Raw genomic sequence first — 14,730 nt, forward strand, 5'->3', positions numbered from 1 at the left:
GTCCGCGACGGGACGCCCGCCGGTGGGTGGGGGCGCGCTGCCGGTGGGGCGGGGTGGGACGTGTTCGCGGGCGGCCCGATCTTCGGTGCCCTCGGCCGCAGTACTCTCCCGGGCATGACGGGATCTCGGCACGCCCCCCTCGAAGAGGAGACGAAGGACCGCGCGCACGTCGGCGGGCGCGGCTACGGCGTTCCGGCCGCCGGTGCTGCTCCGGGCGGGGGCCGCATGACCCCGCCCGACGTCGAGACGGCCCTCGACCGGCTGGACGTCTGCCTGGAGGCCCTCCGGGACGGTGCCGAGCCCCGGGGCGTCCACGCGGCGCCGGGCGGCGGGGACACCGAGGGGGAGCTCGTCCGGTGGGCCCTCGACCGGCTCCGGCGGCTTCCGCGTGAGCCGCACGAGACCTTCGTCCGCGAAGTGGGCGGACTGCTGCGGGAGTTCCGCCGCCGCCGCTGCCCGTGGAACGCGGCGGCGCTGCGGCTGCTGGACGACACGTACACCTTCGCCGCGACCGGTCCCCGCCTCCACGACGACTGGGCGCACGACGTCCGTGCCGTGATGCACCGGTCGGTGGACGACCCCCGGGGCTGGATCCGGCTGGACGGCGACCGGGTGAACGACGCCCGCGGCACGTGGCCCGCGTACCCCTTCGACCCGCCGCCCGCGTCCGGGTTCCCGGCGCGCCTCCACCCCCTCGGCGTGGGCGCGGCGGTCGGGGCGCTCGCCGTGATGGCCGAGGAATGGCAGGCGGAGCCCGCCCCGGTCCGGACGCGCCCCGACCGCGATCGCCTCCTGGCGGACGCCCGGACCCTGCTCGACCGGTACGGTCCCGGCGCGCGGTACTGGACCAACGCCATCGCCACCGGTGCGGCGACCCCGGACTTCGTCGGAGCGGGCCTCGCGGGCACCCGGTCCCACGGCTTCGTCACCGGCGCGTACGTCAACGGGCTCGACCTCTTCGACGACCTGGGCGTGATCGCGGTCGGCGCCGACGAGGTGGGCGTCTTCTGGTCCTTCGGGGCCTACTGACGGCCTCGGAGCCGCATTCGGAACCGGAGCGGGTGCAGGGCCTCACGCCCCCGGCGTAACGACGTTAACGTTCTACTTGAAACGCCGTTCCCCATGGCGTAACGTTGTTTACGTGAAGACGGAAACTAGGATTCTCGAAGCGGCTGCCGCCCTGCTGGTCGAGTCGCCGGCCGGCGACATCTCGATCCGTGCGGTGTGCGAGGCCGCGCAGGTCGGCGCCCCGACGCTCTACCGCCTCTTCGAGGACAAGGACGCCCTGCTGGCCGCCGTCGTCGACCACGGCTTCGAGCGGTACCTCGCCTCCAAGCGCGCGGCGGTGCCGTCCGGAGACCCCGTACAGGACCTCCGGGACGGCTGGGACAGCCACGTCGCCTTCGCGCTGGCCCAGCCCGCCTGCTACAAGCTCATGTACTCCCCGGCCCTCGCCGGCCGGCCCGAGGCCGCCCGCGAAGCACACCGCATGCTGACGGCCGTCATCGAGCGGATCGCCGCCGCCGGGCGCCTGAGCGTTCCGGTCGACCGGGCCGCGCAGATGGTCATGGCGGCGAACGTCGGCCTGGCGCTCTCCCTGCTCTACCGGCCCGAGGTCAACCAGGACCCGGTCCTCTCGGACAGCGTCCGCGACGCCGTCGTCGCCGCCATCACCACGGCCCCGGCCGCCCCGCCGGCCACCGAGGCGTCACCGGCCACGACGCTGCGCACCCGGCTGCGGCAGGACCCGCCAACCGGCTTCACCACCGCCGAGAACGTCCTGCTCCAGGAATGGCTCGGCCGCCTCGAAGACCCCCACGCCTGAGAAGGAATCCCCCGATGAACACCTCCACCCCCACCCCCACGTCCGCCCCTACCTCCGACGCCGTTTCCGCGCCCCGGGTCGCCCTCGTCACCGGCGCCTCCGGCGGCATCGGGCGTGCCACGGCCCTGCGCCTCGCCCGGGACGGCATGGCGGTCGCCGTGCACTACGCCGGCCGCAAGGCCACCGCCGAGCAGCTGGCCGAGGAGATCACGGGGGCGGGCGGCCGCGCCGTGGCCGTCGGCGGCGACATCGCCGACGAGACGGCCATGGAGGCGCTCTTCGACGAGGTCGAGCGCGCCTTCGGCGGCATCGACGTCGTCGTCAACACCGCCGGCGTCATGCTCCTCTCGCCGGTCGCCGAACTCGACCTGGACGCGCTCGACCGCATGCACCGCACCAACATCCGGGGCACCTTCGTCGTCTCCCAGCAGGCGGCCCGCCGCCTCCGCCGCGGTGGTGCCCTCATCAACTTCTCCACCACCGTCACCCGCACCGGCTTCCCCGCCTACGGCGCGTATGTCGCCTCCAAGGCCGCCGTCGAAGCGCTGACCCCCGTCCTGGCCCGGGAGCTGCGCGGCCGCGACGTCACCGTGAACACCGTCGCCCCCGGCCCCACCGCCACCCCGCTCTTCCTCGACGGCAAGGACGAGCAGACCATCGACCGCCTGTCCAAGGCCGCACCCCTGGAGCGCCTGGGCCGGCCGGAGGACATCGCCGAGACGGTGGCCTTCCTCGCGGGCCCCGCCCGCTGGGTCAACGGCCAGACCCTCTTCGCCAACGGCGGCCTGGCCTGACCTCCCGCCCCGCCCCAGCCCGTAACCCCCCTCCCCCCGAAAGGGAAGTGGCCCCCATGAGCACTCCTCGCACCGTCCTCGTCACCGGCGCCTCCAGCGGCTTCGGCAACCTCACCGCCCGCGCGCTCGCCCGCGCCGGCCACACCGTCTACGCGGGCATGCGCGCCACCACCGGCCGCAACGCCCCCCGGGTGGCGGAGCTCGCCGCCCTCGCGGCCGGCGAAGGGACCGACATCCGCGGCATCGAGATGGACGTCCAGGACCAGGCGTCCGTCGACGCCGCGGTGGCCCGTGTCATCGAGGAACAGGGCCGCGTCGACACCGTCGTGCACAACGCCGGCCACATGGTGCTCGGCCCCGCCGAGGCGTTCACCACCGAGCAGCTGGCCGACGCGTACGACGTGAACGTCCTCAGCACCCAGCGCGTCAACCGGGCCGTCCTGCCCCACCTGCGCGCGCGGGGGAGCGGCCACCTCGTCTGGGTCGGTTCGTCCTCCACCCGCGGCGGCCACCCGCCCTTCCTGGGCCCGTACTTCGCCGCCAAGGCCGCCATGGACGCCCTCGCGGAGAGCTACGCCGCCGAGGTCGTCAAGTACGGCATCGACACCACCATCGTCGTACCCGGCGCCTACACGAGCGGCACCAACCACTTCGCCCACGCGGGTGCCCCCGCCGACGAGGCCACCGCCCGGGCCTACGACGCCCGTTACGGCACCCTGCGCGACTCGATGGCCGACGCCCTCGCCGGGATCTTCCCCGACGGGCACGACGTGGGCGAGGTGGCCGAGGAGATCGTCCGGGTCGTCGGCCTGCCGGCCGGTCGCCGTCCCTTCCGCACCCACGTCGACCCCAGCGAGGACGGCAGCGAGGTGGTCTCCACCGTCTACGACCGCGTCCGCGCCGAGTTCTACCACCGCATCGGCATCCAGGAACTCCTCCCGGCGCCAGGAGCGGCCCGCTGACCCGCTCGGCCCGCCGCCCCCTGACCCGCCGCGTCCCCTGCCCGGTACGGAGCCATGAAGGACCACCACCCCCACCCGCCCTCGGTCGCCCCTCCCGCAGCCGTCGTCTTCGTGCGCCGCCCCGACGGCCTCCGCCACCGCTTCGAACGCGAGGGCGAGCGCAACGGCCGCCCCGCCTATCGCCGCACGGACGGACACGTGTGGTGCCTCTGGTCACCGGCGGAGGACTGGCACTGCGAGCTCGCGGACGGCCTCCTCACCGCCCGCCCCCTGGACGCCCCGGCCGGCGCCCCGCACCCTCCGGCCACGGTCTGGCGCAGCTTCAAGGGCGACCGCTCCTACCTGTACGACCTCCGGGCCGACGCCTGAGGAAAACGCGTCGACAGACGCCGTACGGATCGGGGAGGCTTCGCGCGATGACGAGAATCGACGACACACCGCCCGCGTGGGACGAGCGCACCCAGCTCGCCACCTTCCTCGACTACGCGCGGAACACCGCCCGCGCCAAGTGCGACGGCGTCTCCGAGGAGCACGCGCGCACGGCCCTCCTCCCGGGCTCGCCGCTGATGACCATGAGCGGGCTGATCAACCACCTGCGCTGGGTGGAGTACTACTGGTTCCGGGTCGTCTTCCTGGGCGAGGAGGACCAGGGCCCCTGGACCGAGGAGGACCCCGACCGCGAGATGCGCGTGGCGGTCGACTTCCCGCTCCGCGACCTGCTCGACGAGTACGCCGAACACAGCGCCGCCCACCGCGAACTGGTCGCCGCCCACAGCCTGGACACCCGGGCGGAGCGCCCCGTCCGCGACGGCCTCCACGTGGACCTGCGCTGGATCCTCCTCCACCTGACCGAGGAGACGGCCCGCCACAACGGCCACCTGGACATCCTCCGCGAACTGCTCGACGGCTCGACGGGCTAGGAGCGGCCGCCACCGGCGGCCGGGGTCACAGCGCGACCAGCCCGGCCGCCGTCTCCTTGAAGCCGCAGCCGTCGAGGTAGAACCGGCGGAGGTCCTCCTCGAAGTCGACGTGCAGCCACGCGCACCCCGCCGCCCGGGCGTGCTCGGCCGCGGTGGCGACGAGAGCGGTGCCCACGCCCGCCGACCGGCACCGCGGGGCGACCACCGTGTCGAGGAGGAAGGCGTGCGCCCCGCCGTCCCAGGCGACGTTGACGAAGCCGACCAGGGCGCCGTCCCCGTACGCGCAGACCCAGCCGAGGCTGTGCCGCTCCAGCCGAGTCCGCCAGTCGGCCCGCCCCACCGGGTGGCCGAACCCCTCGGCGTGCAGGCGGTCGAGCGCCGCGTTGTCGAGGGGCCCGCGCCACTCGTACAGGATCGTCATGTGGCGCATCGTAGGCGGTGGGCGTCCGTGCGCCGGAGCGTCCAGGAGTTCCGCTTCAACGTCCCGTACGTCCGGCGAAAGGCCGCCTGCCCCGGGACGGGGCGAGTCGGGCGGCCTTCGCGGTCCATACGGAGTCCGGGGCGAGCCGGCTCCGGTCAGCGCGCAGGGGCACCGGCCACGCCGCTTCGTCGACCTGTTGCCCGGCATCGGCGGACTGGTCCGCGTACGCCTTGTGGACGGCGGCCAGGCTCCTCTCCTCGGAGCCGGGCCGCAGACGGGTGCGGATTGTTCGGAGCCACGGCCGCGTTGGTGCGCCCCAGCCGCCCGGAGAGCGTCTTCACGGACTCGCCGTGCTCGATCAGCAGCCCGGCGCGGTGATGCCGCAGGGCGTGGGGCCCGGTGCCCTTCGGTGTACCGGCCTTCGCACAGGCGGGCCGCCAGGACCCGTCCACGAAGTGCCTGTGGACCACGGGCCCGCCCCGCTCGCCCAGGCCGAGGCCGAGGCCGAAGGCGGCCTCGACGGGATCGTCTCGGTCGCCCCCACGATCGTACGGGCCCCCCGCACGCTGCCGGGCCCGTACCGTCCGCCGTCGTCCACCACCGTCCGCCACCGTCCGCCGTCGTCCGGCCCGCCGGCCGATGGCCCCGTGTTCCGGGGCGCCGCACGGCCCTCTCGGCTGTCCTGGCAGACTCGCGACTCGTGAAGATCAAGATGCTGCGGGGCTCCCTCGTCGTGGGAGCCCTCGCCCTTTTCTGCTCGGTGCTGTTCGCCCTGCCGGCGAATGCCGCCTACGACAACTGTGAGAAGCCGTCCCTCTGCCTCTACCAGGGCGCCGGCGGTACCGGTGAGAGCCTGCGGCTCCCGGTGGACGGCACCGCGACCGTCACCGGCTCCGGCTGGGACGACAAGGCCGTGTCCGTGTACAACAACACGCCGTTCTGGGGCTGCGTGTACGCGAACACCTATCTCGGCGGGGTCGTGGAGCCGGTCCCGCCGGGTGCCCGCAGTGACCTGAGGACGCTCGGCCTGCAGGTGACCTCGCACAAGCTGGCCCCTTCGCAGGGCTCCTGTTTCACGGGGTACGAGCGCTGCCCCGAGGGTCAGCTGTGCATCTTCAAGGAGCCGAACGGCCGGGGCGGGATGTACGGCACCGCGAACGACCACGCGGGCTACCTCGCCGGTGTCTGGGCGGACAACGTGCGCTCGGTCGTGAACCGCACCGACAAGACCGCCTGCTTCTTCAACGACGCCTCCTGGGCCGGCGAGTGGACGGGGACCGGGCCGCCCGCCGCCAGGGCGTACAAGGTCCACGCCGGCGACAGCACGTCGCTCACCGCGCCCTTCGACCTGTCCTTCCGGTCGCACCGGCTCAGGACGCCGGACACCGACCTCGCCACCGACAAGGAATGCCTGTCATGATCCCCTCCGTACACCGCCGCGGCGCGCGTCTGGTGGCCGCGGCCACCGCGCTGGGTTCGGTGCTCCTGGTCGGCACCTCGGGCCCGACGCGGGCCGCCGAGGAGCCGCCGACCGCGCCCGGACTGCCGCGCTGGACCGTCCAGACCGCGGACAGCAGGCTGCTCGCGCCCGGCGTGGAGTACTTCCGGTACAAGGAGACCTCTCCGATCGCGCAGCGGACGTACCCGCGTGAGCTGAACGTCGTCCGGATCGACCCCGCCCGCGGCGCCCTGCGGATCGAGAGCACCTTCGGCCGGAAGGCCGGAACCAGCGAGACCGTCCGGGACATGGTGGACGCCATGCCGGAGCTGCCCCTCGCGGCGATCAACGGCGGTTACTTCCTGAACGAGGGCACCCCGGACACGACGGACGCCGTGCCGGAGACCATCCAGACCCTCGGCGCCTCCGTCCGCGACGGGGAGGTAATGGGAGCCTCCTGCGCGCTCGCCAGGAACCGGTACAGCGTGGTGCTCCAGTACGGCGTTCCGTACGTCACCCGGCTGGAGACCGACATCAGCGTGACCAGCAGCCTCACGGAGGAGGGCAGTCCGTACGGCGAGGCCACCCAGCGCGTGGACGACGTCAACCGGAACCCCGGCGGCGCCCTGGGCTGCCCGCGCGACGCCGACGACTCCGCCGGCGAGGCGGGCCCGTACGAAGACGCCTACGGCAAGGCCCAGACCGCGTACACGGACCCGACCGAGTTCGTGCTCTTCAACTACTCCTACCGGACGGCGACGCCGAAGCCGGACGTCAACAAGAACATCGCCGCCGACGACCAGGCCGGGTACGAAGTGGTGCTGGACGCCACCACCGGCGTGATCGTCGACGGCGGACCGGGGCGGGGCGGCCGTCTGGTCGGCAAGGGCCAGTACGTCCTCCAGGCGATCGGGGACCACCAGGTCGACTGGCTGCGCCGGCAGCACCAGCAGGAGGCCGCGCTCACGGTCACCCAGAAGCTCTGGGACCACCGCTTCGACGCCGACGGCGTCAAGCGGGAGATACGCCTGGACGAGACGGTGGACGTCGTCGGCGGCGGTTCGCTGCTCCTGCGCGACGGCGACAACAGGTACAAGAGCGCGGGGTCGACGGGCTACGCCCACGGCAGCTGCGCCCGCCTCTACGACGAGAACGGCCTGAGCAAGGTGCTCACCGCCGCGACTCCCCAGGCCAGGACGGACTTCTGCCGGGACTCCCGCACCGCGCTCGGCGTGGACGACCGGGGCCGGACCGTCATGGTCACCCTGAGCGGACCGCGGGACCACTACGCCCCCGACGGCGGGTTCCTCGCGGAGGTCACCGAACCGCTGGAGGCCCTCGGTGTCATGGACGCCCTCAACCAGGACGGCGGCGGGTCGTCCACGATGCTCCTCGGCGGCGACACGCGTCCGGTGAACGGCCTGAGCGACGGCCCGGCCCCCGGAGTCGAGCGCCGGGTCTACGACGCGGTCTACGTGGCCACCGGCGGCAGCCCGGTCGTCGGCTGAACGTATCGACCCGCAAGACCGTTGACACGGCTCAGGGGCGGGTGTCCGTCGAGTGCGGCGCGGCGGCGGACCCGTCCACGGGCCGTGGGACGGGACGCGCCCCTCTCCGCGGCCACTTGTGCCACGGGGCGGCCCGCCAGGACGCGTTCGACCTGGATCCGCCTGCCGTGAACGGCCAGCCGGGCATGACGGTGGGACACGAAGACCTCCGTGTGTGGTGAAGCCTGGACACCTCCACTCCACCGCACCGGAGGTCTTGGCCATGATCAAGACCAAGCGGCGTCAACAAGACCCGTGATCAATGCACCGGTCCGTTCATCAAAAGGGGATCTTGGTGGTGCGGTGGGCGCCCCCTCGGACCACGGAGGGAATCCCGATGCCGTGAACGGTCAGGTGCCGCTCCATCCGGGCCCTGAGTCCCTGCCGGCGCTTCATCTTCACGGCCTCGGCGTACGCCGACTTCCCGAAGGCTCCAGTCATCGTCAGGTCGAGCTCGCCCCGCGCGAACAGCACGTCGTAGAACGGCGCGAGCGTCTCGTCCGTGTACGCGAATTGGCTCATGAGCAGCTGCAAGGGCGTCCCGTAGTCCTCCGCCACGACGTTGACGCCGGCGCCGGCGTCGAGCAGACGGTTCGCGATCGCGCTGCGCGCGTCAGGGGCCGCGTTCGTCAGCGCGCCCACCAGGACGCTGCGACCCTTCACCTCGGCGTTCGCCCGCGAAGGGTCGTACGCGTCGAGGAACTCGCTGAAGGAGGCCGTCTGCGCGGCGTGCACGATGTCCATCTGCGGCGTCCGGTGCGCCGGACGCCATGCTGCCCCGGAACCGGCAACAGCGAACGGTCGATCTGATGGACCCATGATCCGCCGGGTGGTGCCTGGACCGGGACGGCCGCTCAGAACGCGAACCGCCGAAGCGCGAAGGAGGGCACGGAGAAGTGACCGCCGCCCGTGGCAAGTCGACCGGCGCCGTCCGCGACCCGAAGCCGCACGCCGCGGAAGGCCACCAGGAGCCGATCGGCTCCCGGTTCCCGCGCGGGGGCGCCGAAGCGGGCCGGGGCGAAGCGGTAGGCGCTGCCGGAGGAGCAGACCTCGCCGGCCAGGAGCAGGCCGCCGGTGCGTGCCCGGTACCGTGGCCGCATGGTCGAACGCCTGCCCGCCGACGTGTCCGAGGTGCTCGCGCTGGTCCTGGACCAGGACGGTCCCGTGCACGCCGCGCTCCGTTCGCAGGTGCCGCGTCTTCGGGTGACGGGGCGCTGCGGGTGCGGGTGCGGCACCGCCTATTTCGCGCTCGACACCGGATCGGTGGAGCCGGCTCCGGTCAGGGCCGGCCGGTTCGTGGCGGCGGAGGCCGTGCTGTACACGGAGACCGGCGCATGCCCGGGCGAGGTCCTGGTCTTCACGGACGACGGCTATCTGTCGTGGCTGGAGGTCTGTTCGTGGAGCGACGACATCGAGGTGGACCTCGCCGCCGCGCGCACCTGGCTGCGGGCCGGCCGCCGGCCCTGACCTCCGCCCGGCGGACGCCGGAGCGGCCCGGCGGGCGTCACACGTCCAGGATCGCCTGCGCAGCCGCGCCCGCCGCCGCCGGTCGGCCGCTTCGACGGCCTCGTACAGGGCCTGGTGGGCGTCGGCCGTGGAGTGGCGCATGCCGTCGGCCAGGACCGTGTCGCGGAGCGCGGCGCTCATCGTGGTGCGGAGGCCGAGCGGCAGCGGGTTGCGCCCGGCGCGGGCCACGCACAGGTGGAAGTCGCTGTCGGCGTCGAAGTGCCGCCGGCGGCGGCGCACGATGGCGCGGATGCTCTCCAGGTCCTCCTCCGTGCGGCGCTGCGCGGCGAGCCGGGCGGCCAGGAGGTCCAGGCCCTGGCGGACCTCCTGGGCGGGCTCGACCCCGTCGGCGTCGACGGCGACCGCGACGGCCGGCTCGACGTGCTCTTCGCGCTCGCCGAGCGGCGCGTCACCGCCCTCCTCGCCGACATCGACCACGCCCTCCTCGACACCTGGCACGCGGACGACCGGGCCTCGACCGGTCGGAGGGGTACGCCCTGAACGGCCCGACGGCGGTCTTCGGCGCCGAGGACCGGGCCTTCATCCGCGACTGCGCCCTCACTCAGCTCGTCCGCAACGGCATCACCACCGCGATGCCCATCGCGGCCGAGGCGCACTCCCACTGGGCGGAGGCCTACGACGACCTCGCCCGGGTGGCGGACGGCGCGGCCCGCTTCGGCCTCCGCGTGTACCTGGGCCCGAGCTACCGCAGCGGCGTCCCCGTCGTCGCCCCCGACGGCACCGGCACCCTCCACTGGCGGCCCGAACGGGGGAGCGGGGCCCGGCGGACGCGATCCGCTTCGTCCGCGACTTCGACGGCGCCCACGGCGACCTCGTCCCCGGCGCCCTCGCGGACCCGGTCGTGGTCCGCCTCGACGGCCCGCGCACGGGCCCGGTGGACGACCCGGTCCGCACCCCGCTGGTGGACACCCCGGGCGCGGACGCCGACACCGTCGTCATCAACGGCCGCACCGTCCTGCGGGCCGGAAGGATCCCCGGCGCCGACGAGACGGCCTGGCGCGTCCGGGCCCAGGACGTCTTCGACCGCGTGAAGCACGCCTGCGCCGGCCGCGACTGCCTCCACCGCGGCACCACCGCCCGCTTCCCCGCCCGGGGCGAGCCGACGGCGTGAGCCGCGGTCACCAGCGGTTGCGCGCCTCCTCGGCCCAGCCGACCAGGCCGTCCAGGGCGACCTCCGTGCCGTCGTCGGCGAGGGCACGGCCGGTGAACCGGCCGAAGCACTGGTGCGTCTCGTTCGCCACCAGGCCGAGGTTCGTGCGCGAGACCTTCTCGTGGAACGGGTGGAACCGCGCGTCCACCCGCTCCCCGGCGATGTGCCACGGGCGCAGCCAGTCGGACCGGTCGTAGGACCACCGCAGCTCCTCGCCGATCTTGTGCAGCCGGCCGTCGACGACCAGCGCGTTCTCCGTGACGCCGGTCCCGTCGGTCCACTTCCCGCCCAGCTGGACGGCGCGCCCGGGGGCCGCCCCGGCCGCCCAGTTCCAGGTGACCGCGTACGGCCACTTGCCGCGGCCGTGGTCCAGCACGGCGAACGCCTCCGGGCCGCCCACCTCGTGCGTCACCCCGCGCAGCTCCAGCGTGCCGCGGACGGGGCGGCCCACGTCCTTGACCGTGTACTGGAACCGCCGGGCGCTCCACGGCACCACCACGCCGAGCGACTCGTGGCCCGGCGGACGCGGCACCTCGACGTCCAGCCGCACGCCGTCCGCCGCCGCGTGGACCGTGTCGCCGTCCGGGCCCTGCCGGATCAGGACCGTCAGCCCGGCGGCGCGGACCGAGACCTCGCCCTCGCCGCTGCGCGCGGGGAAGCGCGAGCCCCGGGCCAGCGGGACCACGACGTCGGTGGCGGTCTCGCGGCCGGTCGCCCGCTCCAGCACGTAGAGGCCGTGCACGCCCGCGTAGTCCAGCGAGGAGGCGACCAGGCCGACGATGTGGTCCGGGGTGACGATGCCCCAGTACTCCCAGCGCTTGGCCCGTCCCCAGCCGCGCAGCTCGGCGGAGTGGAGGGGACGCCGGGTCCATCCGACGGCCGCCGGGTTCAACCGCCCGTCGGGCAGGCACAGGTCCACGGGGGAGGTCAGCTCCGGCTCGTGTGTCATCCGCGCAGGATAGTTCCGGGCACCGGGCGGAGCCGCCTCCCGCCGCTTGCTGACACTTCGTCAGTTCTGTGCGATGCTCCGCGCATGACCGCAGACCACCGGCCCCCGCGCCCCTCCGGTCCGCCCCCCGACGCGTTCGCCCCCGCCCGGCTGGGACCCGTACGGCTGCGCAACAGGGTCATCAAGGCGGCGACCTTCGAGGGACTCGCCCCCGAAGCCCTCGTCACCGACGAGCTCATCGAGTACCACCGCCGTCCCGCCGCCGGGGGAGTGGCGATGAGCACGGTCGCCTACTGCGCCGTGGCCCCCGAGGGCCGCACCCAGCGCGCGCAGGTGTGGATGCGGCCCGAGGCGCTGCCCGGACTGCGCCGGCTCGCCGACGCCGTCCACGCGGAGGGCGCCGCCGTCTCCCTCCAGCTCGGACACGCGGGGCCGGTGGCCGACGCCCGCTCGAACCGGCTGCCCTCGCTGTCGCCGATGGGCGGGTTCAACCCGGTGAGCCTGCGCCGCGACCGGGCCGCCACCGCCGAGGACCTCGACCGGGTGGTCCGGGCCCACGCCCTCGCCGCCCGCCTGGCCGTGGAGGCCCGGGCGGACGCGGTGGAACTGCACCTCGGCCACAACTACCTGGCCAGCGCCTTCCTCAGCCCCCGGCTCAACCGCAGGACCGACAATTACGGCGGCCCCCTGCGCAACCGGGCGCGCCTCGCCCTGGACCTCGCCCGCGCCGTGCGCGCGGAGGTGGGCGACCGGATCGCGATCACCGCGAAGCTGAACATGACCGACGGGGTGCGCGGCGGCCTCTCCCCGGCCGACAGCCTCCAGGTGGCGCGCTGGCTCCAGGAGGACGGCTCGGTCGACGCCCTCGCCCTGACCGCCGGAAGCTCGCTGCTCAACCCCATGTACCTGTTCCGCGGCGACGCCCCGGTCAAGGAGTTCGCGGCCCGCTTCCCGCTGCCCCAGCGGCTGGGCCTGCGCACGGTCGGCCGCTCGTTCCTGCGGACCTACCCGTACGAGCCGCTCTACCTCCTGGAGGACGCCCGAAGGTTCCGCGACGCCCTCGCGCTTCCGCTGATCCTCCTCGGCGGGGTCACCGACCGGGAGGGGACGGACCGGGCGATGGCCGAGGGCTTCGCCTTCGTCGCCATGGCCCGGGCCCTGCTCCGGGAACCCGACCTGGTGCGCCGCCTGGCCGCCGCCCCGGAGACCCGCTCGCGCTGCGTCCACTGCAACCGCTGCATGCCCACCATCTACACGGGCACCCACTGCCCGCCCGCCGCCCAGACCTGACCGCCGGGGCGGAACGGGCGCCGGCGGGAGCCCTCCCGCTCCCGCGCCGGCATCCCGTGCGCCACGCCCCGCCGCATCCGGCGGGCTCCGCCCCGGCACGGCGCGCGGCCCGGTCAGGGACGGCCGGCCGGCCGGGGCGGGTCGCCGGGCAGCGTGACCGTGACGAGCAGGCCGCCGCCCGGCCGGGCGACGAGCTCCAGGCCGCCCCCGTGGGCGCGGACGACGCTGTGGACGAGGGCGAGGCCGAGGCCGACGCCCGCGTGCTCGTCGGTACGGGCCCGCTCCGTCCCCCGCTGGAAGGGCTCGGTCAGCGTCGGCACCAGCTCCGGCGGCAGCACGGGGCCCGTGTTCTCGACCCGCACCACCCCGGTGCCGTCCCGTTCCTCGGTGTGGACCGTCACCGTGCCGCCCGCCGGCAGGTTGTGGACGACGGCGTTCTGGACGAGGTTCGTCATCATCCGCAGCAACAGCTCCGCCGAGCCGCCGGTCCGCGCCGCCCCGCCCGTCACGTCCAGCGCGATCCCCCGCTGCTCGGCGAGGGGGAGCAGCGTCTCGGCGGCCTCCTCCGCGACGAGGGACAGGTCGACGCCCTCCCGCGCGAAGGCCCCCCGGTCGCTCCGGCTGAGCAGCAGCAGCGCCTCCGTGAGGTCGATCGCGCGCCGGTTGACGGTCTGGAGCCGCTCGATGAGCTGCTCCCGGTCCCGCGCCGGGTCCTCGCGGGCCACGTCGAGCAGAGCCTGCGAGATGGCCAGCGGCGTGCGCAGCTCGTGCGAGGCGTTCGCGGCGAACCGCCGCTGCTCGGCGACGTGCGACTCCAGCCGCCCGAGCATCGAGTCGAAGGCGTCGGCGAGTTCGCGGAACTCGTCCCGGCGCCCCTCCATGCGGATCCGGTGCGACAGCGAGCCGCTCCCGGCCGTCCGCGCCGCGGCGGTGATCCGGTCGAGCGGCGCGAGCATCCGGCCGGCCAGGAACCACCCCCCGACCAGCCCGAACACCAGCAGGAAGCCCATCGCCACGGCCGCCGCGGGGAAGAAGGTGCGCACCAGGAGCCAGCGGTTGGGCGAGACCCCGAGCAGGCCCTGGGGATTGTCGGGCACGTAGCGCAGCAGGAACCCCCACACCACGGCCAGCAGCAGCGCCCCGGCGACGGCGAGGAAGCCCGCGTAGCTGAGCGTGAGCTTCAGCCGGACGCTGAACCCCGGGAGCCTACGCATGCGGACGGCCGGCGCGGGTCCCGCCGGGCTCGGCGTCGATGCGGTACCCGACCCCCGGCACCGTCGCGATGACCCACGGTTCGCCGAGCCGTTTGCGCAGGGCGGAGACCGTGATGCGTACGGCGTTGGTGAACGGGTCGGCGTTCTCGTCCCAGGCCCGCGCCAGCAGCTCCTCGGCGCTGACGACCCCGCCCTCGGCGGCGACGAGGACTTCGAGCACCGCGAACTGCTTCCGGGTGAGCGCCACGTACCGCCCGTCGCGGAAGACCTCCCGGCGGAAGGGGTCGACGCGCAGGCCCGCGAGCTCGCGGACCGGGGGCCGGGCGTGGGCGCGCCGCCGGTCGAGCGCCCGCAGCCGCATCACCAGCTCCCGCAGCTCGAACGGCTTGGTGAGGTAGTCGTCGGCGCCCAGGGCGAAGCCGGACGCCTTGTCGTCGATCCGGTCGGCGGCGGTCAGCATCAGGATCGGCATGCCGCTGCCGGAGGCCACGATGCGCCGCGCGACCTCGTCGCCGGACGGGCCGGGGATGTCACGGTCGAGGACCGCGAGGTCATAGGAGTGGAGGCGGAGCAGTTCCAGGGCGGTGTCCCCGTCACCGGCGATGTCGGCGGCGATCGCCTCCAGCCGCAGCCCGTCACGGACGGCCTCCGCCAGGTACGGCTCGTCCTCCACGATCAGTACGCGCATGCCCG

Annotated in this window: 18 protein-coding genes and 2 pseudogenes; 12 read left to right on the forward strand and 8 right to left on the reverse strand. The window is 74.3% G+C overall.

Going from position 1 to position 14,730, the window contains the following annotated elements; all coding sequences use genetic code 11:
- Nucleotides 1-114: 114 nt before the first annotated feature.
- The 6 genes from ACF1ED_RS14605 to ACF1ED_RS14630 all read left to right on the forward strand — a co-directional run bounded on the left by ACF1ED_RS14605 (nt 115) and on the right by ACF1ED_RS14630 (nt 4,501).
- Entirely contained in the window at nt 115-1,029 is a 915-nt protein-coding gene (locus tag ACF1ED_RS14605) for a hypothetical protein (RefSeq protein WP_391760206.1), read from the forward strand.
- Nucleotides 1,030-1,141: 112 nt separating this feature from the next.
- Complete coding sequence (locus ACF1ED_RS14610) at nt 1,142-1,825, forward strand: TetR/AcrR family transcriptional regulator (RefSeq protein ID WP_391760208.1); 684 nt, start codon at nt 1,142-1,144, stop codon at nt 1,823-1,825.
- A gap of 14 nt (nt 1,826-1,839) precedes the next feature.
- Nucleotides 1,840-2,619, forward strand: coding sequence for an SDR family oxidoreductase (locus tag ACF1ED_RS14615; protein ID WP_391760210.1), 780 nt, complete (start codon nt 1,840-1,842; stop codon nt 2,617-2,619).
- A gap of 56 nt (nt 2,620-2,675) precedes the next feature.
- Complete coding sequence (locus tag ACF1ED_RS14620; RefSeq protein WP_391760212.1) at nt 2,676-3,581, forward strand: SDR family NAD(P)-dependent oxidoreductase; 906 nt, start codon at nt 2,676-2,678, stop codon at nt 3,579-3,581.
- Between the two features lie 54 nt (nt 3,582-3,635).
- The gene (locus ACF1ED_RS14625; protein ID WP_391760214.1) at nt 3,636-3,950 is read left to right on the forward strand and encodes a hypothetical protein; all 315 of its coding nucleotides are present in this window, start codon (nt 3,636-3,638) and stop codon (nt 3,948-3,950) included.
- Nucleotides 3,951-3,997: 47 nt separating this feature from the next.
- On the forward strand, nt 3,998-4,501 hold the full coding sequence (locus tag ACF1ED_RS14630; RefSeq protein ID WP_391760216.1) for a DinB family protein: 504 nt from the start codon (nt 3,998-4,000) through the stop codon (nt 4,499-4,501).
- A gap of 25 nt (nt 4,502-4,526) precedes the next feature.
- On the opposite strand, the gene ACF1ED_RS14635 is transcribed toward ACF1ED_RS14630, so the two are convergent.
- Nucleotides 4,527-4,922: a GNAT family N-acetyltransferase gene (locus tag ACF1ED_RS14635; protein WP_391760218.1), complete on the reverse strand. Its 396-nt coding sequence runs from the start codon at nt 4,920-4,922 to the stop codon at nt 4,527-4,529.
- 700 nt (nt 4,923-5,622) lie between these two features.
- On the opposite strand from ACF1ED_RS14635, the gene ACF1ED_RS14640 reads away from it, so the two are divergent.
- A complete protein-coding gene (locus tag ACF1ED_RS14640; RefSeq protein ID WP_391760220.1) occupies nt 5,623-6,342 on the forward strand; it encodes a peptidase inhibitor family I36 protein in 720 nt (239 codons plus the stop codon).
- On the forward strand, nt 6,339-7,868 hold the full coding sequence (locus ACF1ED_RS14645) for a phosphodiester glycosidase family protein (RefSeq protein WP_391760222.1): 1,530 nt from the start codon (nt 6,339-6,341) through the stop codon (nt 7,866-7,868). Before ACF1ED_RS14640 ends, ACF1ED_RS14645 begins: the two co-directional genes overlap by 4 nt.
- Nucleotides 7,869-7,930: 62 nt before the next feature.
- Here the strand turns inward: ACF1ED_RS14645 and ACF1ED_RS14650 are convergent.
- The 3 genes and pseudogenes from ACF1ED_RS14650 to ACF1ED_RS14660 form a co-directional block, all read right to left on the reverse strand.
- A pseudogene (locus tag ACF1ED_RS14650) lies at nt 7,931-8,068 on the reverse strand (IS481 family transposase); the annotation flags it as partial.
- A gap of 118 nt (nt 8,069-8,186) precedes the next feature.
- On the reverse strand, nt 8,187-8,651 hold the full coding sequence (locus ACF1ED_RS14655; protein ID WP_391760752.1) for a hypothetical protein: 465 nt from the start codon (nt 8,649-8,651) through the stop codon (nt 8,187-8,189).
- A gap of 110 nt (nt 8,652-8,761) precedes the next feature.
- Nucleotides 8,762-9,007 carry a DUF6000 family protein gene (locus ACF1ED_RS14660; RefSeq protein WP_391760224.1) on the reverse strand — a complete coding sequence of 82 codons (246 nt, stop codon included), beginning with the start codon at nt 9,005-9,007 and terminating at the stop codon, nt 8,762-8,764.
- Between ACF1ED_RS14660 and ACF1ED_RS14665 the strand changes: the two genes are divergently transcribed.
- Nucleotides 9,006-9,374: a hypothetical protein gene (locus ACF1ED_RS14665; RefSeq protein ID WP_391760226.1), complete on the forward strand. Its 369-nt coding sequence runs from the start codon at nt 9,006-9,008 to the stop codon at nt 9,372-9,374. The genes ACF1ED_RS14660 and ACF1ED_RS14665 overlap by 2 nt on opposite strands.
- A gap of 120 nt (nt 9,375-9,494) precedes the next feature.
- Here the strand turns inward: ACF1ED_RS14665 and ACF1ED_RS14670 are convergent.
- Nucleotides 9,495-9,716: pseudogene (locus ACF1ED_RS14670) on the reverse strand (FCD domain-containing protein); the annotation flags it as partial.
- Here ACF1ED_RS14670 and ACF1ED_RS14675 point away from each other — a divergent pair.
- Both ACF1ED_RS14675 and ACF1ED_RS14680 read left to right on the forward strand, forming a co-directional pair.
- Nucleotides 9,609-9,914 (forward strand): hypothetical protein, encoded by a 306-nt coding sequence (locus ACF1ED_RS14675; RefSeq protein WP_391760228.1) that lies wholly within the window; start codon nt 9,609-9,611, stop codon nt 9,912-9,914. The pseudogene ACF1ED_RS14670 and the gene ACF1ED_RS14675 overlap by 108 nt on opposite strands.
- A 361-nt stretch (nt 9,915-10,275) precedes the next feature.
- Nucleotides 10,276-10,545, forward strand: a complete 270-nt coding sequence (locus ACF1ED_RS14680) for a hypothetical protein (protein WP_391760230.1) — start codon at nt 10,276-10,278, stop codon at nt 10,543-10,545.
- Nucleotides 10,546-10,552: 7 nt separating this feature from the next.
- Here the strand turns inward: ACF1ED_RS14680 and ACF1ED_RS14685 are convergent, their stop codons facing one another.
- Entirely contained in the window at nt 10,553-11,533 is a 981-nt protein-coding gene (locus ACF1ED_RS14685) for a DUF2804 domain-containing protein (RefSeq protein ID WP_391760232.1), read from the reverse strand.
- An 84-nt stretch (nt 11,534-11,617) separates the two neighbouring features.
- On the opposite strand from ACF1ED_RS14685, the gene ACF1ED_RS14690 reads away from it, so the two are divergent.
- Nucleotides 11,618-12,823: an NADH:flavin oxidoreductase gene (locus ACF1ED_RS14690; RefSeq protein WP_391760234.1), complete on the forward strand. Its 1,206-nt coding sequence runs from the start codon at nt 11,618-11,620 to the stop codon at nt 12,821-12,823.
- A gap of 113 nt (nt 12,824-12,936) precedes the next feature.
- On the opposite strand, the gene ACF1ED_RS14695 is transcribed toward ACF1ED_RS14690, so the two are convergent.
- Nucleotides 12,937-14,037 (reverse strand): sensor histidine kinase, encoded by a 1,101-nt coding sequence (locus tag ACF1ED_RS14695; RefSeq protein WP_391760236.1) that lies wholly within the window; start codon nt 14,035-14,037, stop codon nt 12,937-12,939.
- Nucleotides 14,030-14,725 carry a response regulator transcription factor gene (locus ACF1ED_RS14700; protein WP_391760238.1) on the reverse strand — a complete coding sequence of 232 codons (696 nt, stop codon included), beginning with the start codon at nt 14,723-14,725 and terminating at the stop codon, nt 14,030-14,032. Before ACF1ED_RS14700 ends, ACF1ED_RS14695 begins: the two co-directional genes overlap by 8 nt.
- Between the last annotated feature and the right edge of the window lie 5 nt (nt 14,726-14,730).

It is taken from the genome of Streptomyces sp. NPDC014656 (genome assembly GCF_043084305.1).
Taxonomy (GTDB): domain Bacteria; phylum Actinomycetota; class Actinomycetes; order Streptomycetales; family Streptomycetaceae; genus Streptomyces.